Raw genomic sequence first — 19,197 nt, 5'->3', positions numbered from 1 at the left:
CTATTGTTTGCAAAATCCAATCTTGACTTTTTAAGGTTAGGGTTGGATTTTATTTTGTGTAATTTATTGCCTAATGGTTAAGAATTTATTAGAACAGAGATTTTTCCGCCTATTGTCGGAATACTCACAATGCAAAGTTTCTGCAAATGAACTAACAGAAGCTATCAATGAATTGGCTACCCACGTAACTGATTTCAGTATTAACGAACAGGATTATAGCGTACTACTCCGCTATTTTTCTTTTGGCTTGTATCGTCTTAAATCGTATCGCACACGGTTTGAGCAAGAAAAAAATACCCTCTTTGCATCTAATTGATGAAGCGATAGAACTTTTAAACACCGAAATACGCCTTGTTGAATGGCGCATCAAATACCCGGAACAGCTACAACAACGCATTAATAAACAAGCTCTTTCTCCTCTTTTTCTTGCAGACAAAACAGCTCTTATCGACATCATGGAAATGATAAGCGGTCTGTTCCTCTCCAAAGACATCGTTTATCAGAACGGAAAGCCTGCCTATTTGGTGGATTTATCCAAAGGTTTTGAATGGTTGTTTAACATCAAGATAAGCGACTGCCACCAAAAACATGAGGACGTGATAAAACGGAAGCCGGGCAAACTCACCGAATTTCTTAATGGACTGGCAAACCTAATCAAAAATGAACATGATAAGAAAGGATATAGATAATCAGCAACTTATGATTTATTTATAGGGGACTCCATTAGTTCTCCTGTAATTTCTTTGCATCCGTTTTTAGAACTTTGCTTCATCAATCGATTGACAAACAAGAATGTATAATCAGAAAAATGAAGCAATCATGTATATAGACAATGACGATTTCAGCGTATGGATGCAGAAGCTGTATGCCAAACTGGAAGAACTCTGCAAAGATGTACGGGTACTACGCAATGCAGACAGGGTACTGCCCGAAGATGATAACCTGCTGGATAATCAGGACTTGTGCCTGCTGTTCAAAGTAAGTATCAAAACCCTGCAACGCTACCGGGCTATCGGTGTGCTGCCATACTTCACAATCAGCGGAAAAGTGTATTACAAGGCTTCCGATGTCCGGGAGTTCATCAAGGAAAGGTTTAACGTAACCACATTGCGCAAGTTCGAGAAAGAACACTGCACTAAGAAAAAGAAATGAATTTGAAAAGCCGAAACGGTGAATGTGTCTCATCCGTTCCGGCTTTCTCCATTTATGGCTTAACCAACTTATCTGCTTCTTCCTTTAGTTGCTCGGCTTGCTCGTTCAACAGCCTTGCACGTTCCAGTGCTTCCGCCTGCTTTTGGATGCGGTATTCAAAATCCATCACTGAATCGGTCAGACTTCGGATAAAACCATTATCCCGTTGCCACTTGAACTTGTTTTCCAGCATATCAAAAGTTTCCCCGTCTGCCTGTCCTTGCATCAGCAAATAGCGGTATTTTATATCGTTATCCTGCAACTGCTGCATACGTTCAGCCAAACGGATATTCAAGGATATGGAAACGGAACAGATAACCAGCACTGCCGAAAAAAGAAACAAGCACGGACGAACCCTAGAAGCGACCTTGTTATAAATTCGTTGATAAAGCGATATTGGTTCTACTTTTTCTTTCTCCGTCTTGTTAGAGTTCAAGGTTTCAACCATAGCATTAAAACAACGATAGGTTTCCAATGTTATTTTCTTGGTGTCCTCGATATGTTTCCGCTGACCTTGCATCCCGTTCCTTATATCGTCTAGCTGGCTTTGGATAGCCTGCAATTCCTTTTCGGGAATAGCCGGGTCACTGTGCAGTTCCGACAATGCCTGTTCGATTGCGTTCAGCCTTTCGATGGTTTCCTCCCGACTGGCTGGCGTTACCTGTGCTTCCTGCTTCTCTTTCAGTTCAGTAACCATTGAGAGAAGCCCCTCTAAAATCAAATTATTCTCCATACGCTTATAACTTTAGTTGTTTTTTCTTCTTTTTCTTCTTTCTCAAAAAGGAATCATCGGGCATTTCATCAGCCGGGGCTGACAAACCGGAGAACAGACCGCCTAAACCTGCAATAAAAGAATTATCCGTTTTGTCAGGTGCTGATACTAATTTCTGAACCAGTGCGGTAACCGTCTGCTTATTGCTTCCGACTGTCGTCTGCCCTACATTCCCAAAACATTTATCCAGTTTGGAGAAACTGAAACTACGGTCTATCTCCGAACCCTTGAACGTGTATTCGCCTTTGGAAAAGGAAACGCCTTGTATCTCGCCCGTCTGCCCCTTGTACTTGAACCGGATAGTGATACCCTTTTCCGCTAACCGCTCCTGTAACTGCCGCCAGTTCTTGGACTTCCCGATTTCATTCTTTACAGCGTTGTAAATCTCGTATTTCGATTTGTCCGGCTCTTTCAAGCGGTGCTGCTTTACCTGTTCTTTCCCACCAGCGAAATAAAGCCCGTGTTTGGCTTTCAGCTTCTTGCATACCTGCTCGTTGCGGTACATATCGTTTTTGTCCGAAATGGTCTTGCCATTGTTGTCTATACGGTTGAACACGATATGCACGTGCGGATGCTCCCGGTCTTGATGGCGCACGATGATATACTGCGTATCGGTGATTTTCATTTCACGCATATATTCCTGCGCAAGCTGTATCATCTTCTCGTCTGTCAATTTGGGTGCATCCACTACCGAATAGCTTAGCGCAATATGTCCGACTGGCTTTTTTAAGTCGGGATTCATCCCGGTCTGCATACAGAAGCTGCGGATTATATCTCCCCGGCTTTCTGTCAGTACCCCGTCCGCATGGAGCAAAGCTGCCTGTTCCTTGCCTAACACATAGTTTACGCAGCCCTTAAACCCGCTTCCCTTTTTTATTTTTCCAATCATCCGACAACTGGTTTATAATTTCGACAATCCTGTTTTTCAGTTTCACCAGTTCCACCGCCACCAGTGCGAAACCTCCGGCATTTGCCCGATACGCCAACTGGTTGATGTTGTTGGCTTCCCCTGCCAGCTTGCGGATGGTATCAGCATCCTGCCTGTTCAGCCGGGGTATGACCTCTGCCGAAACAACCGCCTGCCGGACATACTCACTGACACGCAACCCGGCTTCCCCGGCTCGCTTTCTGATGGCGTAATACTGCAACTCGGTCAGTTTCGTGCTGACTACCCGTTGCTGCTTCTCTATCCGTTTCTTTGCCGGACGTCCCCCCGGCTTATCCCTTACATTCGTCATAGGTTTTTACATTTAAATGGTATCTTAAAAATTGCGACCAACGGGAGAAATTTTCTTTGCTGTCAAGCAAAGCAAGGCAGTTTCGGTTTACCGAAACATAACCTTGCTCTCCAAATCAGACCGCCTGCCGTTGGTAATCCTGCCGGACTAAATGCCCCTGCCCCTTTTCTGTCTTGGGGCGGCACGTTGTCCGGTTTCCTGCTTCATTTCCTGCGCTTGGCTGATACTGTTTTTCTGCTCCTGCTTCCTGCCGCACAGGTAATCGTTCAAGTCCGAATACCCCCTGTAATTGTGCGAGAAGTCACGCACACGGTAGGAGTATTCCAATTCGATAGCCCGTGTCGCTTCATATCCTGCCTTGTCATTGTCAAGCATACAGTGGATGCGTTCATACGGGTACAGCACGTCAATGGCTTTCGGCACATTGACAGTAGAGTTGAGTATGACATAATCCTGCCTGTCAAGGTCGGGCATGGTCGGAGAGTTCTTCATCCGGAGCGTGAGGAAAGAAAGATAGTCCATAAATCCCTCGAATACCAAACATTTCTCTCTCGGTTCTCCCTGTTGCCGTATGTGGGTGATGTCTTTCGGAGCAATGCAGCCTTTGAAAAAGGAATTGCGCACCTCGTAACCGCCTGCCATGTTCGGGAAACCGATGGCAAAGAACGGTTTGCCGTTATGGGTGAAATGGAGTTCTTTGCATTCTCTTTTTGCCAGTCCGATGTTGATACCCCGTCCCTGCAAGTAACGGAGCAATGCCGGATGGGTGAGGTCACGGACTTCCAAATGCTGGAAACTCGGTTCTGTCCTACGCTGGGGAAAAGAAAAACTGACCGGGCGGACGTGCGGTGTCTGTTCCGCTATCCGGTTTAAAAGGTATGGCAGGCTGTCGGAGCAATAGAGTTCCTTTGCCAGTGCAATGATGTTGCCGCCCTTGACTGCGCCAAAGTCATACCAAAGGTTGCGGTCAGTGTTCACCTTGAAAGACGGTTCGTGTTCCTCCCTCAACGGTGATTTGTACCATAAGCCATTGCCCTGCTGCTTGACGGGCGAATAGCCCAAGCTGTGCAAATAATCCACAATGGATATTTTCTTTATATCTTCGATATTCATAATATTTTCTTTTAATGGTTGAAAGAATAATTGAAAAGTGCGCCAGTCCTGTTTAGTCCGCTATATATACACCCGTACCATACTAAACCTGCTTGTTGCCAATACAGGGAAATAGTAAGTCCCTTCCGCTTATATATACACCCGGACTAAACCAAACCGATTTTTAATAATGGAAATCAGGATTGTAGCGGTAGCCTTTGCCCTCTTTCACAATCATGCGCTTGTTCACAAGGAATTTGTTCAAATCCACATGGATATTGCGCCCACGCTCGTAACCGATACTCGCATAACCCTGTTTCAAAGTCTTTAGGACATTCTCGTAACCATATATAACCTGTTTGCCAAAACCGTTTGCCAAAGCTGTCCTGTGCTGTTGCTCCGTCAGTTCTGCCAGTGGAAAGCCCCTGTCTTGGCTGGGCTGCTTGAACACATAACCGTCCACGGCTTCGGGCAATGCGCTGTCGTTGATACGGAATGCGAACGGGTCAAACTCCCGGTCACGTATGTGCATCGCCTTTACCTCACTTATGTTGCCGTCCTGCTGGCTTTTCGTGATTTGCAGGACGGTTTCAGCCTTGTTGTTCAGTTCCGTACCGATATGTCCTCTTGTGTTATCATCCCCCTTGTTCAAATGTAGCACAGTGTGGATATGCAGGTTATATCCACTTGACCAGCGCATCAAAAGGTTGATTAGGTCGGTTGATTCGCTGGGGCTGTTGATGTCGTACATCAAGTCACGGATTCCGTCAATAATGAGCAACCCCACATCGGGCATATTCTCCAGCATATAGCCGATAATCTGTTTCCGCTTGTCGGGTGTCTGCTCTCTTAACACGATGAAAACAAAATCGTCCCTGTCCTTGTCGGTCGGTAGTCCGGCAAGCCGCAAAATACGTTCCATGACCTTGTGGCAATGGTATTTGCTCTGCTCGGTATCTACATAGAGGATTTTCCGTTTGTTCGGTGGCAGGTATGCCGAATACTTCAGCACCTCGTCATTCTTCAACGCTGCCGCAACGATAGCGGAAATATTGAATGTCTTTTTGCTCTTGGCTTTACCCGTGGATGCGCTGAAATTACCCAGCGTGCCAATGGTAGAGCCGTTCACCCAAAGTATTTCAGGCGGCACTTCAAAAGTGTCCGTCACTTTTAAATGAATGGTTTTCCAAAGGGCTGCGAAATCCTCTTTCTGCATGGTGACATCCTGCCCGGCTTCTGTCGCTTTTCTATTTTCCATAACCGTTATTTCTTTAGAGGACGGTTAAGGATATACTTCTGCGCTTCCATATCTATCTGCGCCTGCGTCTTGACCGGGTTCTGACGTAACCATGCTTCCAGTTCCGCTTTCTCAAAATAAAGCATTTTGCCCTGCGGCTTGTAATGGGGTATCAAGTTACCCGAAGTCAGCTTGTACAGGTAACTTTTTGAAAGGTTCAAGAACTTGCTCGCTTCATCGAAGCTAAGCACGTTCTTTGAAAGGAACAACATCTTTTCGAGTTCGGAAACTCTTAACTCTAAATCTCTTTCCATATTGTTTAGGAATTTAGGTGAAACAATATGAAGGTGCGCACCCTCGTTTCTTTGTTAACGGGGGCAAAGTTAAGAGCTTGAAAATGAAGTCTAATTGACCTTTGTTTGAGCGTTCAATCTATGCTCAACCTTTTTTCAGTTGTTTGATGTACTTGTCTATTATTTCATATCCTTTCGGATAGATGTTTTTTGCTTGGTCTGTCGCACTTGACAGGTCAGTGCGTGTAAGTGGTTCTCCTTTTATCTTTCCTAATATCAGCTTGTTGTTTGCTATGACAGACTGCCATTCATAAACAATGTAATTATAGCAGCCAAGCTGCATCATAAGGTAGGCAAACAAACGTGTATTATTAACTTTCAGAACACCGTCAAGTTTACAGTTGAAAAAATCGGTAAGTATTCTTGCATTTATAGTGGTAGTAAAAACATGAGCTTCATTGATACAGTCAGTAAGCAGACTGATTTCCTTTTGGGTAAGTACGGATTTAAAAGGATTACTTTTACCTACAATCTTAACTGGTTTATTTTCCGTACTCTCTTCTTTTTCTTTTGGCAAGGTCTGTTCTTGTGCTTGGATGGCAACTGTATCTGTATAGTAATTACTTTCCTGTTCTTGAAGATGGCGCAAATACTTGGAAAGTACGACGAGGTTAACGATGATGGACAAATAAGGAAGCCGCCCATCATAGCAGGACGGTTCATGCAAATATGCGTCCATATCAAAATCAGAGCAGCGGAAACCGATATACTTTTTTCTTTCATCAGAATTCAAGTCCTCAAAATAACCGCTTTCCCACAAAAAATCGGAAATATCCATATCCAATACAATGTTACGCACGACACGGTATTTTTGTTGGATAGCTACAATATTTTCAGTCACACGGAAAATTTCTTGTCGCAAATAATCCTTTAGCTGGGCTTGCGTCAAATACTCACGTTTTAAAAATAGTGCATCTACTTTAGTTTTATAGTCATGCGCTATACAACTATCTAATATCTTCTGTATTTCTCTGAAATTGGTTTCTATATGATTTTCCATAATCGTGTGCCTTTAAACGTTCTTACTACAAATATAAGGTAAGAATCTCACTTTTCCCGAAAACATCGGCAATAATAAGGAAGAAAAGACAGGATAAGAGTTAAGAAATTATAAAGATACAGGGAGAAAAATTATAAAAGTACACCTTTTCTTTGTATTCGTCATTCAGTACACATTTAGTACGCCCTATAAAAGCAGAAAACCCTGATAATCAGGTGATTATCAGGGTTTATTCGTACCCAGAGCCGGGATCGAACCGGCATGGAAGTGAATCCACTGGTGTTTGAGACCAGCGCGTCTACCAATTCCGCCATCTGGGCATCTGCTTTTTTGCTAATGCGTTGCAAAGGTACGCATAATTTTCATACATGCAAGCATTCGGGGTATTTTTTTCAAATATTCTTTGAGAAAAATCTAATAATACTTTATATGAGAATAAATCCCGGATTATTTCGTTAACTTTGTAAGAGTATAATTAAAAACAACCTGTATATCATGAAAGATAATTATTGCGTTATCATGGGTGGAGGGATTGGCAGTCGCTTCTGGCCTTTTAGCAGAGAAAGTTATCCAAAACAATTTCTTGATTTCTTTGGAACTGGCCGTTCCCTGTTGCAAATGACTTTCGATCGTTTTTCCAAGATTATTCCGATTGAAAATATTTTTATTGTAACGAATGAAGCTTACGCCGACCTGATCAAAGAACAATTACCCGAATTGAGGGAAGACCAGATCCTGCTGGAGCCGGCACGTAGAAATACAGCTCCCTGTATTGCTTACGCTGCTTACCATATAAAAGCATGCAATCCGAATGCCAATATCGTTGTCGCTCCTTCCGATCATCTGATTCTGAAAGAAGATGTTTTTCTGAAAGATGTTCAGAAAGGATTGGATTTTGTGAAGAATAATAATGCACTGGTAACATTAGGTATCAAGCCGAGTCGTCCGGAAACAGGTTATGGTTATATTCAGAGTAGTGATTCTATGCTGGGCGAATTTACCAAAGTAAAAACCTTTACGGAGAAGCCGAACCTGGAATTGGCGAAGGTCTTTTATGAAAGCGGCGAGTTTTTTTGGAACTCAGGTCTGTTCCTGTGGAATGTAAATGCCATACTGGATGCGTTTGCCAAATATCTTCCGGATATTGCCGTTCGTTTTGATTTGGGGAAAGACAAATTCAATACTGAGAACGAACGTGAATTTATCCGTGAAAATTTCCCTTATTGCCTGAAGATATCTATCGATTATGGTATCATGGAAAAGGCGGATAATGTGTATATGCTGTGTACTGATTTCGGTTGGGCTGACCTGGGTACCTGGGGATCGTTGTTCGAGCTGGCACCGAAAGATGAAAATAATAATGCAGTATTGAAGAATAGTAATGCGCTGCTTTATGAAAGTTCAGGGAATGTGATTGCCGTAGGTAATTCAAAAAGACTGGCTGTCATTCAAGGTGTAGAAGACTGTATCGTCGCTGAATCAGGCAATGTATTGCTTATTTGTAAGAAAGATGACGAACAGCGTATCAAGCAGTTTGTGGCGGATGCGCAGATAAAATTCGGGAAAGAATTTAATTAAACCATTTCTTTCCCAAATAATGTACGGGATACCAGGCGGCCATTAACCCGATGGCCGCTACCGTAATAAACGCAACGAGAAGATCGGTGAATACGACCCGTACGGGATAAGCATCGATGACAAAAGCACCTGCTGTCTGTCCCAGTTTGATAAATCCGAAATGTTGTTGCAGGAGACATAATACCAGACCGATCACAATTCCTATCACTGCCCCGAAACCGGATATCATCCAGCCTTCAAATAAAAAGATACGACGGACCAGTTTGTCGTCAGCTCCCATATTCTGCAAGGTACGTACGTCGTCTTTTTTCTCGATCATCAGCATGGACAGGGAACCTACCACATTAAATAAGGCAATTGCCAGGATGAATGAAAGGATCAGAAAGGTCATCCATTTTTCTACCTGCATCATCTTAAAGGAGGCTTCCTGCTGTTCATAGCGGTCCTGTACAATGAACCGGTCGCCTAAAAGCACTTTTATCTGTTTCTTAGCCGAAGAGATATCTACACCGTCTGCAAGTTTCAGTTCGATGGAGCTGACCTCCTTGTCATATTTGAGCAATTGGCGCACCAGTGAAATAGGGAGTATCATATACCCTTCGTCATATACCTGTTGGTTGATCAGGAACACGCCGCCTATGTAAGCATATTCCTGGTTAAAAGAAGAAGCCGGATTGGATAGATTAACCTTTTCATCCCGTTTGGGAACATATATCTCCAAAGGTGAAGCAAATCCCGGTTTGGCACCCAGTTTGGCAGACAGTCCGACACCTAATGTCGCATAATCGGCGACTTCATCTTTCAGTATGAAACTGCCGTCTATCAGTATGCTATCGATCAGTGTCAGATGGCTGAAGTTTTCATCGACTCCTTTGATGACGGCTATGTCCTGGCGGTCGTGATAGCGAACCAGGGCATTGTCCTGGAGGACTTCTCCGAACCAGGCAATATCCGGTAACTGTTTTACTTTCTGAAATTCGGCTGTAGTCGGATCGAAAACCTTGCCGGTACGCGGACTGATCTTCAGTTCCGGATCGAAACTGCTGAACATACCTGCTACCAGGTCGTTGAATCCGTTATAGACCGACAGTGCACAAACGACTGCAATCGTTGCAACGACCACGCCGCAAACACATACCATCGAAATTATGTTGATGGCATTGTGGGATTTCTTCGAAAAGAGGTACCGCCGGGCTATATAAAACGGAAGATTCAAAGCTTGATTTTCTTATTTCTGCAACAGTTTGTCGATGTTTTCAATATAATCCAGCGAATCGTCGATGAAGAAACTCAGTTCCGGAATGATGCGGACCTGTTTTCCTATACGTTTACCCAGTTCGAATCGGATCGCTTTGGTATTCGTGCGGATCGCTTCAAGCAGTTCCTGGCCTTTTTCAGAAGGGAATATGCTCAGGTAAGCTTTGGCTACGCCCAGGTCGGGACTGACACGCACGGCACTAACAGAAATCAATGTACCCGGCATTGCCTGGGTCTGTTTCTGGAAAATATCGCCTAATTCTTTCTGAATCAGACGACCTATCTTATTCAGTCTTGTACTTTCCATATCGTTCTCAATTTATTTTTTCCATATCATTGTCAGACCGTCTCGAAGCGGAAGGATCACTTTCTCCACCCGTGGGTCTTCCTTTATTTTATCATTAAAACTAAGTATCCCGATGGTTTGTTTATCCGACGGGTGAGGTTTTTCCAAAACTTTCCCATCCCACAGGGTATTATCGGCGAGAATCAGTCCGCCCGGGCGGACTTTGGGAAATACCAGGTCATAATAATCGGAGTACAAACGTTTGTCGGCATCGATAAATACCAGGTCGAATGTCTCGTCCAGTTCCGGTATGATCTCCATAGCATCACCGATGTGCAATCTTATTTTAGCCTTATGAGGAGAGCGGGAGAGGTATTTCATGATGAAATCTTCCATCTCGTCGTTGATCTCCAGCGTGTGGATCAAAGCGTCATCTTCGGTTCCTTCTGCCATACAAAGTGTGGCATAGCCCGTATAGGTACCGATCTCCAGTACACGATGGGGGCGAAGCATGCGGCAAAACATTTTCAGTATACGTCCCTGCAGATGTCCGGACAACATACGCGGACGCAGCAAATTCACATTGGCATCCCGGTTTAGGGCGGATAACAATGCGCCTTCTTCGTCGCTATGAGAGAGAATGTATTCGTCTAATGTCATTTGCTACACCTTTTTCGGTTTTATTTTATTTATTCTTTGAAGGTCGGGAGGGAATATTTACTTCCTGCGTCCAGTACTTTTCCTACGTTATTGATTTCGAGGAATGTTGTACCGCCGCCTTCGCCGAAGCTACCGCTCAGGTAAGCAACCATGTCGTTACGTGTGATACGTCCGCTCTTGATCAGTTCGTTCAGTGCACTGTAGAAATATCCGCGGCGGCTGTCATCCCACGGCTGATAAACTGCCCATACGCCGTATGATAAAGAAAGCATGCGGGTTACGCGTGAGTTGTAGCAGATAGCAAATACAGTAGATGTGCCACGGAAAGCTGCCAGGTAACGTGCTGTACGTCCGGTGTGGCTGTCAGTGATGATTGCCTTTACATGTAATTTGTTGGATGATTTTACAGCTTGTTTTGCCAGGAATGAAGTAACATCCAGGTCATTTCCTTCGATAGGGACACGGATATCATTTGCTGCCAGTTTGGTCTTTTCTGCTTCGCGGGCAACTTTAGTCATTGTCTGTACTGCCTCCAACGGATATTTACCGTAAGCTGTTTCGCCGCTAAGCATCAACGCATCTGTGCGATAATAGATGGCATTGGCGATATCAGTTACTTCCGCACGGGTAGGACGTGGGTTCTTGATCATGGAGTGAAGCATTTGGGTCGCAACGATCACAGGTTTTTTCACTTCCACACATTTGCGGATCAATACGCGCTGGATTCCCGGAATCTTTTCTGCCGGCACTTCGATACCCAGGTCGCCACGGGCGATCATGATACCGTAAGCTACTTCCAGGATCTCGTCGATGTTGTCGACGCCTTCCTGATTCTCGATCTTGGCAATGATCTTGATCGGGCTTTTATGTTCGTCCAAAATGTGTTGGATATCCAATACGTCCTGTTTGTTTCTTACGAAAGAATGTGCGATGAAATCGAGGTCGTTCTCGATAGCCCAAAGGATATTCTTACGGTCTTTGTCTGTCAAGGAAGGGAGGTTGATACGTACGCCGGGCACATTCACGCTCTTGCGGCTTCCCAGTGTAGCGTCATTTTCCACTTCGCAGACCAGGTAGTCGTCATGTTTCTCGATCACCTTCAGCTCCAGGTCGCCATCATCGATCAGCACATCGCTGCCGACCGTCAGGTCTCCGACAAAATTCCTGTATGAAACATATATACAATCATGCGTAGTCTCTTTATCCGGGTCGCCCATGATCTTAACGGTTTCGCCGGTAGTGAAAGGTATTGGCTCGCTGGCCGTTGTAGTACGGACTTCCGGCCCTTTGGTGTCCATCAATATACCGATGCGGTCAGACACTTCGCGTACATTTGTAACAACACGGTTCAAACCTTCTTCCATCATGTGGGCCGTATTCAGGCGCACAACATTCATTCCTGCGTTGTATAATGAGCGGACGAACTCCACGTCACAACGTTGATCAGAAATTGTAGCAACAATCTTCGTATGCTTTAACATATACCTTAAATATTATAACCTATTATTTACCTTTTTCGAATTGTATAAGCGCTTCGAGCGCCAAACGGTATGAATCCAGTCCGAATCCCAGGATCACTCCTTTGCAGGCTGCCGATATCATCGATACATGACGGAACGATTCGCGTGCATGTACATTCGAGATATGTACTTCTATTACCGGAGTAGTCACTGATTTTATGGCATCGTGCAATGCGATGGATGTATGTGTATATGCTCCCGCATTCATTATAATACCATCGTATTCAAAACCCACTTCGTGGATCTTGTTAATCATTTCACCTTCTATATTACTCTGAAAGTAAGCTATTTCGCATTGCGGGTATCGGGCACGTAACTCGTCCAGATATCCTTCGAAAGAAGCATTACCATATACTGTTGGCTCACGTTTGCCCAACAGGTTAAGATTAGGACCATTAATAATCTGAATCTTCTTCATTTGCTGTAACTTTATTACCTTTGCACCACCTGGTACGGGCTGAAAAATATCCGGCAAAGGTAGTGATTTTATTTGACACATACATAATGACCTGTGTACAATGCAACAAGGAAAAGATATAATCAGCAAGTATAAGACCTGGCTCCGGCTGGAAAAGTCTCTATCTGCCAACTCGATAGATGCTTACCTGACTGATCTGGATAAACTGACCCGCTTTATAGAAAATGAGGGGAAAGAGTATACCGACATTACTTATCAGGATTTACAGCAGTTCGTTGCCCAGTTGCGCGACATCGGCATACACCCGCGTTCGCAGGCCCGGATTATCTCCGGTATAAAGTCGTTTTACCGCTTCATGCTACTGGACGAGTATATAACAGTTGATCCGACGGAATTGTTGGAGTCGCCGAAGATTGGATTGAAACTTCCCGAAGTGTTGACAGTCAATGAAATAAATAATATATTGGATTCCATCGATCTTTCTCTGCCGGAAGGACAGCGTAACCGGGCGATGCTGGAGGTATTATACAGTTGCGGCCTGCGTGTTTCAGAGTTGATCACTTTGCGTTATTCGGATGTTTATTTCGATGAAGGATTTATCCGGGTGGAAGGAAAAGGCAGTAAGCAACGGCTGGTTCCGATCTCCGATACGGCTATCCGTGAGATAAAGAACTATCTGTTGGATCGTAACTTGATGGTAGTGAAGAAAGGGTTTGAAGATATTCTGTTTCTGAGCCGCCGGGGAACGGCTCTTTCCCGCATCATGGTCTTTCATATTATCAAACAACAGACGGAGATGGCAGGCGTCCATAAAAATGTCAGTCCCCATACATTCAGGCATTCTTTTGCCACCCATCTGCTGGAAGGTGGCGCCAATCTCCGTGCCATCCAGGATATGCTGGGACATGAAAAGATAACGACAACAGAAATATATACCCATATCGACCGCCAGTTTCTGCGCAAAGAAATACTGGAACATCATCCCCGAAGCCATCGCCGGGAATGATGTATTTTACTTTTCTTCTTCTGAGTTACAAATGCGGCTTATCCTTTCGATCAGCTCGTCCCCTAGTGCCCGTTTGGTACTGATATGTTCTTTCACGGCTGTGACGAACGGGTTTTGCTCGAATGCTCCGCGTACGATTTCGAAATCCTCTTCTTTTTCTTTACGGGTGCCGTCTACACCGAAGCCGGTCATTGAGGTGAGGGAAAATTCTTTTTTAGCATCTTTATAAAGGAGTTCGTCCAAACCGATAACGGATGATTTCCATATTTCGACCAGTTCGATGATCTTATCGGCGGTAATCTTGCTGAGGCTAATGCCGTAGTATTCTTCTATCTTTTGGTAAGCCCATGTCCATTCCATGTCATAGTATGAGCGGTGCATAAGATGGAAGAAAGCCTCCGCCCTCTCCAGGGAGTTTATTTCACCGCTCTCGATATGCTCGATCAAACTGTCCAGTTGATCTTTGGGAAGGATCAATCCGGAAAGGTCGACCCATTCGCCAGTCCCTTCGGCAGTAGTAGGGACCAGTTGCCTGCGGACTTCTTCGATGTCGCGGAAGGGAGTTCCTTCCAGACGTTTGATAAGCGAATTTCCTAAAAACTTGTTGATAGCCATTCTATAGAACTTCAGTGCATTTTGCAGAGAAGAACCTTTGATGCGGGTATTCTGATAATAATATATTTCCGAAGTCTCTCCGACAAGCGTTTGCAGGTTTGTCAGGATATCGACAGCCTTTAGCATCTTCCGGATCGTATATGGGCTTAACAGATTGTAGTTAATCATATCCAGCTGGTTCGGATCGGTGCGTTTATCGCGCTTCGGCCATTTTTGGGCATCACGGATCGTACCGACACTCCGCAGGTTTACGCCCGGCACCAGATAAGTCTCGTCATCTTTCTCTATCAGATAAGAGAAAGGCATGTCGGAGGTGTCGCTATGATGGTGATGTCGTCCCATAACCAGGGAGAATGCTCCGATGCGTGCCGGCCAAAGAATATATGAATCGCTGGTTGTTTTGGAGCCTCTTTCCACGATACCCTGATGGATCGGACCGAGTTTGTACATATGGTTGCTTTGGTTCGAACCGCTTCCGGCGTTCAGGAATGAATACATACCGGCGATCAGCAGGCTGCTTTTATGCATGGAAACGGTGAACGGGCCGGCGAAGATGGCGCAGGCTTCCCCGTTTTCAAAGGAACAGTTACTGAACAACAGGGAATCGTGAGCCGAAAAGTTATGTGTTACGTGGCATGCCTGCCCGATAAAACAGCGGATGATCTTCGCCGCATCGGCAATCACGGCACCTGATGAGATGATAAAATCCTGGGCGATCACACTGTCGCCGATATATACAGGGGCTTCTTCGTTACTGTTCACCGTCCCGTTTTCCAGGCGTGTACAGTTCTCCAGGGTTGCATGCCTGCCTATATTGACATTCCGGATCGTTCCGGTGTTGATTATCCGGGTGTTCTCTCCGATTGTACCGTGGTCGGAAGTGACGCTTTTAGTATAACCTGCAATCAGTTCCTGCAATCGTTCGATCAGTTTCGGGCGGTGGCGGTAAAGTGCGATCACATAAGCTATCGGTGCTGAAAGCCAGTTGTAGATAGGGACCTCTCGTCCTCCCGTCTCGTTCAGTACCGAAACCGGTATATTATTACCGAAGGAACTTTCTCCGTCAACTACAATCACATTGACATTTTCTATAAAACAATTATCCTTGATGCGGTAGTTGGCGATATAATTGTGTGTATTCTCGATCAATACGTTATCACCCAGCATGCAGTTATGTAAGGTCGCATTTTTTAGACCGCTATGCTTCCTGATCCCGCCCGGCAGAGTGAATTCCTTTTCAAAAGTACCGAGGACGACAGTGCCGGAGAAATGTACGTTATGAATATACTGTGTACCGAAAGCAACAGGGACTATAACATTTTCCCAGTTTTCTGCATGGCAGCCCTGAGATTGCAGGAGCGCAATCTCTTCCGGCCGCAGGTTTCTGATTTTTTCCATTGGTCAACTTATTAATAATCTTCTTGCCTATTCCTCGTCGTACTGCTGGAAGAGGAAATCGTTGTAGGGGAAGCGGGTGATATGTATCTGTTTAACCCGTTCGTATAATAATGCTTTCAGCGCATCTATGTTGGTGCGTTCTTTGGCTGAGATAAAGATACAGTTGTCCTGTAGCTTATTCATCCAGGTACGTTTCAGTTCGTCGAGGTCGATATTCTCCCGTGTTCGTGGTGTCAGGTCATCTTCTTCTTTGGGGGTGAAGGTGAATGCGTCGACTTTGTTGAATACCATGATCATCGGCTTCTCCGTTTTGTCGATTTCCGCTAGTGTCTTGTTTACGACTTCAATCTGTTCTTCGAAAGTCGGATGGGAAATATCCACTACATGGACCAGTAGATCGGCTTCGCGCACCTCGTCGAGTGTTGATTTAAACGATTCCACCAGTTCGGTAGGTAATTTGCGGATAAAACCGACCGTGTCTGACAACAGGAACGGCAGGTTTTCAACGATCACCTTTCTGACAGTGGTGTCGAGCGTGGCGAACAATTTGTTTTCGGCAAACACATCGCTTTTGCTCAATTGGTTCATCAACGTGGATTTGCCGACATTGGTATAACCGACCAGTGCGACACGGACCATCTTGCCACGATTCTTCCGCTGTACACTTTTCTGTTTGTCAATATCCACCAGGTCGCGTTTTAGCTTGGCAATCTTATCCAGGATGATACGTTTGTCGGTTTCCAGCTGGGTTTCACCCGGTCCGCGCATACCAACACCACCACGCTGGCGTTCCAGGTGGGTCCACAAGCGGGTCAGGCGCGGAAGCATGTATTTATATTGTGCCAGTTCGACCTGCGTTTTTGCATTGGCTGTTTGGGCACGGCTGGCGAATATGTCGAGTATCAGGCTGGTACGGTCGAGTATTTTCACCTGGAGTTCTTTTTCAATATTACGAAGCTGCTTCGGTGAGAGTTCGTCGTCGAAGATAACCAGTCCGATTTCATTCTCGACCACGTATTCTTTGATCTCCTGCAATTTACCGGTACCGACAAATGTGACGGGATTCGGATAATCCAGTTTCTGATAAAACTTTTTGACAGCATCTGCTCCGGCCGTATCGGCAAGGAATGCCAGTTCGTCCAAATATTCTTTTACTTTCTGTTCGTTTTGCTCGGGGGTAATCAAACCGACGAGCACAGCTTTTTCAGTTTTTGCTTCTGATATGATAAATTCTTTCATGCAGCAAAGATAATCATTTCAATTATTTCTTTATATTTGCAAACATAATAACGATCAAAATAGTTTAGCTATGAAAAAGAAACATTTACGTATGTTTCGGCGCATCTTTGCCGGAACAGCCATTTTGGCAATTTTAGTGCCTGTCCGGGCACAAGTGTCTAATCCGTCTGCATGGGGTGATTTCGTGAAAGGAAAAGAGAATCCACTGGTTGTCGATACGTTTCGTATGCAAACATTTTCGCAATCAGTCAGTAATAACTGGAATTATAAGATAACTGGTAAAGCGAATATTCCAGAAGGGAAAAAAACTTTAGTTGTGCCACCAGGAAGCAGTGTTGTATTTGAGCCTTTTGATGTTAATCAATATCAGAATGGAGCAATACAAATACGTTGTGCAGCATTATCTCTTGCTTTGGACGAAATTATGACTTTGCATTATTTAAGCGGTGGTGATTTGAAGACAAGAAGTTTATATGAACCTAAAGAAGATAATGTCAGCTTCGATTATAAAGACGCTTTAATAGAAAAGTCTCCTTCTTCTATGGAATTTGTAGCAGCAAATCCGTCAAAAGGAACTCATGGAGGATGTTATTTACTAAGTAATATTTTTGCTTTCGGCAATATTCCAAAGTATTCTCTTTTTACTAAAAATGGATGCTGGAATGACACACTCTGCTGGTCGCACCTCCCTCCTTTGCGTCACAGAGCTGCATTAATAAGCGGTAATGTTGAGATTAATACTCTTGTCCAGTGTCATCAAACTCAATTAGCGAATGGAGGATTACATATTGCAGAAAATGGGCATTTCATTGTAGACGAACTTTATCTCCACAGCACAGGTATTTCTCTGACAGTTGCTGGGAAGTTTATTGTTAATAACCGGATTACAATGTATTATACTTTTCCCGAAAAAGGCAAATGGTATTTCCTCTCTTTCCCTTTCGATGTCTATCTGAAGGAGATCGATAACCGCTTTCAATTGAAGGATGAGCAATTTACAGGCAACGGCGATTACTTCTATATGCTAACATATAACGGTGACAAACGATCTTCTACTCAAACACCGACAGGAAATTGGGAGGTCTTCTCTCTTCCTGTTTCTTCAGATAACCCCCTTGTTTTTGAAAGAGGAAAAGGTTATTTGGTCGCATTGGATGCGGCAGCTTCTGATAATACATTAACCTTTTCCGTTGAGGGAGAAAATATACCTGAGGATTTCGGAAAGACGGTTTCCATTCCTGTAAATGTCGCTTCGTCTATGGATGCAGGTGATGATAACAGTGGTTGGTATCTTTGTGGTAACCCTTTGCCCGCTCCATTAAAACTGTCTCAGATACAGCCTGATCCGGCACTCGACGGAAACATTTATCTATATGATGGAAAGAACTATGCCCCTTATGCAATAGGCAGCAATTATGAACTTCCCCCCTTGGCTGCCTTTTTCGTCAAAGCGAGTGCCACAACTGAACTGACTGTTACGAATGAACCGTCTACCGCAAAGGCAGTGTTGCTAAAATCCGGTTATCCTTTGCGTTCTGAACTGACGGAGCCGATAAATGTTAAAACTCAGCTGTTAAAAATAAGAAAAGAAAACGAGACGAGTATTTTAAAAGGTAATGTGCTCTATCTGAGTGGATTTTCGTCTGTCGGGAAACTGAAAGTGGTCGATGTCGCGGGACAACTTGTATATTCCTGTCCGGTACCGCAAGGTTCGTCTGTGCAATCGTTACCTCTTCGGGGCGGTTTGTATATACTGATTATTGAAGCTGGTGGTTATCGTGCCCAACACAAATGCGTTTTGGCCCAATGATAAAATAAACTATCTTGTATCTTTGCCTGTTGAAAAGTAAAAAAAGAATCCGTTATGAAGAGAATTAATATTACAACTGGCGTTCTGCTTGTCTACCTGCTTGTTATGTGTGTATGGGGATGGCCTGGAAAACAGCCGGATCCGGATTGGGTACAGTATTTTTCGGTCCTGGGAGTTTCCCTGTTCGTTATCTTCCTACTGCGCTATCTGCAGGTCAAACGTGTGAAGATGCGGAAAAAGTGGAAAGAAGAGAACGAGACAAAATAAAATAAAAAAAGGTGCGCCCTCATCATAGTGTGCGCTTTCCCCACTATTTTCATAGTTGTGGGGAATTATCCCCATCTAAGTGGGGAGTTTTCCCCTTCTTTGTGGTTTTTTTCCCCCATCCCAATGGGGAAAGATTCCCACAGTGATGGGTAGAATAGGGTACTGAACTTTATATTCTTGCTGAAGCAGGGAAGATAGGTTTTGTCATTCGGAGTAAAAAAGAGATTATAGTGTATTTAATACTTATTAACGCCTTTTCT

21 protein-coding genes and 1 tRNA gene are annotated in these 19,197 nt (G+C 44.3%); 7 read left to right on the top strand and 15 right to left on the bottom strand.

Features of this window, described 5'->3' with window-relative positions; translation table 11 throughout:
- Positions 1–73: 73 nt before the first annotated feature.
- The 3 genes from DXD68_RS24445 to DXD68_RS09130 all read left to right on the top strand — a co-directional run bounded on the left by DXD68_RS24445 (position 74) and on the right by DXD68_RS09130 (position 1,152).
- A complete protein-coding gene (locus tag DXD68_RS24445) occupies positions 74–316 on the top strand; it encodes a hypothetical protein (RefSeq protein WP_008147932.1) in 243 nt (80 codons plus the stop codon).
- Positions 294–689, top strand: coding sequence for an RteC domain-containing protein (locus DXD68_RS09135; protein ID WP_039848101.1), 396 nt, complete (start codon positions 294–296; stop codon positions 687–689). The genes DXD68_RS24445 and DXD68_RS09135 overlap by 23 nt, the downstream gene beginning before the upstream one ends.
- 130 nt (positions 690–819) lie before the next feature.
- Positions 820–1,152: a helix-turn-helix domain-containing protein gene (locus DXD68_RS09130; protein WP_122361455.1), complete on the top strand. Its 333-nt coding sequence runs from the start codon at positions 820–822 to the stop codon at positions 1,150–1,152.
- A gap of 52 nt (positions 1,153–1,204) precedes the next feature.
- Here DXD68_RS09130 and DXD68_RS09125 read toward each other — a convergent pair whose 3' ends face one another.
- From DXD68_RS09125 to DXD68_RS09090, 8 genes are all read right to left on the bottom strand, one after another.
- The gene (locus DXD68_RS09125) at positions 1,205–1,924 is read right to left on the bottom strand and encodes a hypothetical protein (RefSeq protein ID WP_122361341.1); all 720 of its coding nucleotides are present in this window, start codon (positions 1,922–1,924) and stop codon (positions 1,205–1,207) included.
- A 4-nt stretch (positions 1,925–1,928) separates the two neighbouring features.
- Positions 1,929–2,852, bottom strand: a complete 924-nt coding sequence (locus tag DXD68_RS09120) for a relaxase/mobilization nuclease domain-containing protein (RefSeq protein WP_122361340.1) — start codon at positions 2,850–2,852, stop codon at positions 1,929–1,931.
- Entirely contained in the window at positions 2,818–3,201 is a 384-nt protein-coding gene (locus tag DXD68_RS09115; protein WP_122361339.1) for a MobC family plasmid mobilization relaxosome protein, read from the bottom strand. Before DXD68_RS09115 ends, DXD68_RS09120 begins: the two co-directional genes overlap by 35 nt.
- Positions 3,202–3,348: 147 nt before the next feature.
- Entirely contained in the window at positions 3,349–4,314 is a 966-nt protein-coding gene (locus tag DXD68_RS09110; RefSeq protein WP_122361338.1) for a toprim domain-containing protein, read from the bottom strand.
- A 163-nt stretch (positions 4,315–4,477) separates the two neighbouring features.
- The gene (locus DXD68_RS09105) at positions 4,478–5,551 is read right to left on the bottom strand and encodes an AAA family ATPase (protein WP_122361337.1); all 1,074 of its coding nucleotides are present in this window, start codon (positions 5,549–5,551) and stop codon (positions 4,478–4,480) included.
- A 5-nt stretch (positions 5,552–5,556) separates the two neighbouring features.
- Positions 5,557–5,844: a helix-turn-helix domain-containing protein gene (locus DXD68_RS09100; RefSeq protein ID WP_122361336.1), complete on the bottom strand. Its 288-nt coding sequence runs from the start codon at positions 5,842–5,844 to the stop codon at positions 5,557–5,559.
- Between the two features lie 124 nt (positions 5,845–5,968).
- On the bottom strand, positions 5,969–6,883 hold the full coding sequence (locus DXD68_RS09095) for a hypothetical protein (protein ID WP_122361335.1): 915 nt from the start codon (positions 6,881–6,883) through the stop codon (positions 5,969–5,971).
- A 236-nt stretch (positions 6,884–7,119) separates the two neighbouring features.
- Positions 7,120–7,203 (bottom strand) — tRNA-Leu (locus DXD68_RS09090).
- A 175-nt stretch (positions 7,204–7,378) separates the two neighbouring features.
- Here DXD68_RS09090 and DXD68_RS09085 point away from each other — a divergent pair.
- Entirely contained in the window at positions 7,379–8,461 is a 1,083-nt protein-coding gene (locus tag DXD68_RS09085) for a mannose-1-phosphate guanylyltransferase (RefSeq protein ID WP_122361334.1), read from the top strand.
- Here DXD68_RS09085 and DXD68_RS09080 read toward each other — a convergent pair.
- Genes DXD68_RS09080 through aroQ form a run of 5 tightly spaced genes read right to left on the bottom strand, consistent with a single transcriptional unit; the run spans position 8,454 to position 12,602 of the window.
- Positions 8,454–9,677, bottom strand: coding sequence for an ABC transporter permease (locus tag DXD68_RS09080; protein ID WP_122361333.1), 1,224 nt, complete (start codon positions 9,675–9,677; stop codon positions 8,454–8,456). The genes DXD68_RS09085 and DXD68_RS09080 overlap by 8 nt on opposite strands.
- 12 nt (positions 9,678–9,689) lie before the next feature.
- Positions 9,690–10,025 carry a 30S ribosome-binding factor RbfA gene (gene rbfA / locus DXD68_RS09075; RefSeq protein WP_122361332.1) on the bottom strand — a complete coding sequence of 112 codons (336 nt, stop codon included), beginning with the start codon at positions 10,023–10,025 and terminating at the stop codon, positions 9,690–9,692.
- Between the two features lie 12 nt (positions 10,026–10,037).
- Positions 10,038–10,664 carry an O-methyltransferase gene (locus DXD68_RS09070; RefSeq protein ID WP_122361331.1) on the bottom strand — a complete coding sequence of 209 codons (627 nt, stop codon included), beginning with the start codon at positions 10,662–10,664 and terminating at the stop codon, positions 10,038–10,040.
- A gap of 29 nt (positions 10,665–10,693) precedes the next feature.
- On the bottom strand, positions 10,694–12,145 hold the full coding sequence (gene pyk, locus DXD68_RS09065; protein WP_122361330.1) for a pyruvate kinase: 1,452 nt from the start codon (positions 12,143–12,145) through the stop codon (positions 10,694–10,696).
- A gap of 22 nt (positions 12,146–12,167) precedes the next feature.
- Positions 12,168–12,602, bottom strand: a complete 435-nt coding sequence (aroQ, locus tag DXD68_RS09060) for a type II 3-dehydroquinate dehydratase (protein ID WP_122361454.1) — start codon at positions 12,600–12,602, stop codon at positions 12,168–12,170.
- 100 nt (positions 12,603–12,702) lie between these two features.
- Here aroQ and xerD point away from each other — a divergent pair, with 100 nt between their 5' ends.
- Entirely contained in the window at positions 12,703–13,608 is a 906-nt protein-coding gene (gene xerD / locus DXD68_RS09055; RefSeq protein ID WP_122361329.1) for a site-specific tyrosine recombinase XerD, read from the top strand.
- A gap of 6 nt (positions 13,609–13,614) precedes the next feature.
- Here the strand turns inward: xerD and DXD68_RS09050 are convergent, their stop codons facing one another.
- Entirely contained in the window at positions 13,615–15,621 is a 2,007-nt protein-coding gene (locus tag DXD68_RS09050) for a DUF4954 family protein (RefSeq protein WP_122361328.1), read from the bottom strand.
- A 27-nt stretch (positions 15,622–15,648) separates the two neighbouring features.
- Positions 15,649–16,860, bottom strand: coding sequence for a GTPase HflX (gene hflX / locus DXD68_RS09045; RefSeq protein ID WP_122361327.1), 1,212 nt, complete (start codon positions 16,858–16,860; stop codon positions 15,649–15,651).
- Positions 16,861–16,930: 70 nt separating this feature from the next.
- Between hflX and DXD68_RS09040 the strand changes: the two genes are divergently transcribed.
- A complete protein-coding gene (locus tag DXD68_RS09040) occupies positions 16,931–18,670 on the top strand; it encodes a T9SS type A sorting domain-containing protein (RefSeq protein ID WP_122361326.1) in 1,740 nt (579 codons plus the stop codon).
- A 54-nt stretch (positions 18,671–18,724) separates the two neighbouring features.
- Positions 18,725–18,937, top strand: coding sequence for a hypothetical protein (locus tag DXD68_RS09035; RefSeq protein ID WP_122361325.1), 213 nt, complete (start codon positions 18,725–18,727; stop codon positions 18,935–18,937).
- The last annotated feature ends 260 nt before the right edge of the window (positions 18,938–19,197 follow it).

The organism is Parabacteroides sp. TM07-1AC, from assembly GCF_003480915.1.
GTDB classification, from domain to species: domain Bacteria; phylum Bacteroidota; class Bacteroidia; order Bacteroidales; family Tannerellaceae; genus Parabacteroides; species Parabacteroides chongii.
The sequence above is the reverse complement of the archived record's forward strand: the minus strand, read 5'-3'. Positions and strand labels throughout refer to the sequence as shown.

What these genes read in the sequence shown, in the direction of transcription:
- DXD68_RS24445 (WP_008147932.1), top strand. Translation starts at nt 74, where the DNA reads ATGGTTAAGAATTTATTAGAACAGAGATTTTTCCGCCTATTGTCGGAA.
- DXD68_RS09130 (WP_122361455.1), top strand. Translation starts at nt 820, where the DNA reads ATGTATATAGACAATGACGATTTCAGCGTATGGATGCAGAAGCTGTAT.
- DXD68_RS09125 (WP_122361341.1), bottom strand. Translation starts at nt 1,924, where the DNA reads ATGGAGAATAATTTGATTTTAGAGGGGCTTCTCTCAATGGTTACTGAA.
- DXD68_RS09120 (WP_122361340.1), bottom strand. Translation starts at nt 2,852, where the DNA reads ATGATTGGAAAAATAAAAAAGGGAAGCGGGTTTAAGGGCTGCGTAAAC.
- DXD68_RS09115 (WP_122361339.1), bottom strand. Translation starts at nt 3,201, where the DNA reads ATGACGAATGTAAGGGATAAGCCGGGGGGACGTCCGGCAAAGAAACGG.
- DXD68_RS09110 (WP_122361338.1), bottom strand. Translation starts at nt 4,314, where the DNA reads ATGAATATCGAAGATATAAAGAAAATATCCATTGTGGATTATTTGCAC.
- DXD68_RS09105 (WP_122361337.1), bottom strand. Translation starts at nt 5,551, where the DNA reads ATGGAAAATAGAAAAGCGACAGAAGCCGGGCAGGATGTCACCATGCAG.
- DXD68_RS09100 (WP_122361336.1), bottom strand. Translation starts at nt 5,844, where the DNA reads ATGGAAAGAGATTTAGAGTTAAGAGTTTCCGAACTCGAAAAGATGTTG.
- DXD68_RS09095 (WP_122361335.1), bottom strand. Translation starts at nt 6,883, where the DNA reads ATGGAAAATCATATAGAAACCAATTTCAGAGAAATACAGAAGATATTA.
- DXD68_RS09085 (WP_122361334.1), top strand. Translation starts at nt 7,379, where the DNA reads ATGAAAGATAATTATTGCGTTATCATGGGTGGAGGGATTGGCAGTCGC.
- rbfA (WP_122361332.1), bottom strand. Translation starts at nt 10,025, where the DNA reads ATGGAAAGTACAAGACTGAATAAGATAGGTCGTCTGATTCAGAAAGAA.
- DXD68_RS09070 (WP_122361331.1), bottom strand. Translation starts at nt 10,664, where the DNA reads ATGACATTAGACGAATACATTCTCTCTCATAGCGACGAAGAAGGCGCA.
- pyk (WP_122361330.1), bottom strand. Translation starts at nt 12,145, where the DNA reads ATGTTAAAGCATACGAAGATTGTTGCTACAATTTCTGATCAACGTTGT.
- aroQ (WP_122361454.1), bottom strand. Translation starts at nt 12,602, where the DNA reads ATGAAGAAGATTCAGATTATTAATGGTCCTAATCTTAACCTGTTGGGC.
- xerD (WP_122361329.1), top strand. Translation starts at nt 12,703, where the DNA reads ATGCAACAAGGAAAAGATATAATCAGCAAGTATAAGACCTGGCTCCGG.
- DXD68_RS09050 (WP_122361328.1), bottom strand. Translation starts at nt 15,621, where the DNA reads ATGGAAAAAATCAGAAACCTGCGGCCGGAAGAGATTGCGCTCCTGCAA.
- hflX (WP_122361327.1), bottom strand. Translation starts at nt 16,860, where the DNA reads ATGAAAGAATTTATCATATCAGAAGCAAAAACTGAAAAAGCTGTGCTC.
- DXD68_RS09040 (WP_122361326.1), top strand. Translation starts at nt 16,931, where the DNA reads ATGAAAAAGAAACATTTACGTATGTTTCGGCGCATCTTTGCCGGAACA.
- DXD68_RS09035 (WP_122361325.1), top strand. Translation starts at nt 18,725, where the DNA reads ATGAAGAGAATTAATATTACAACTGGCGTTCTGCTTGTCTACCTGCTT.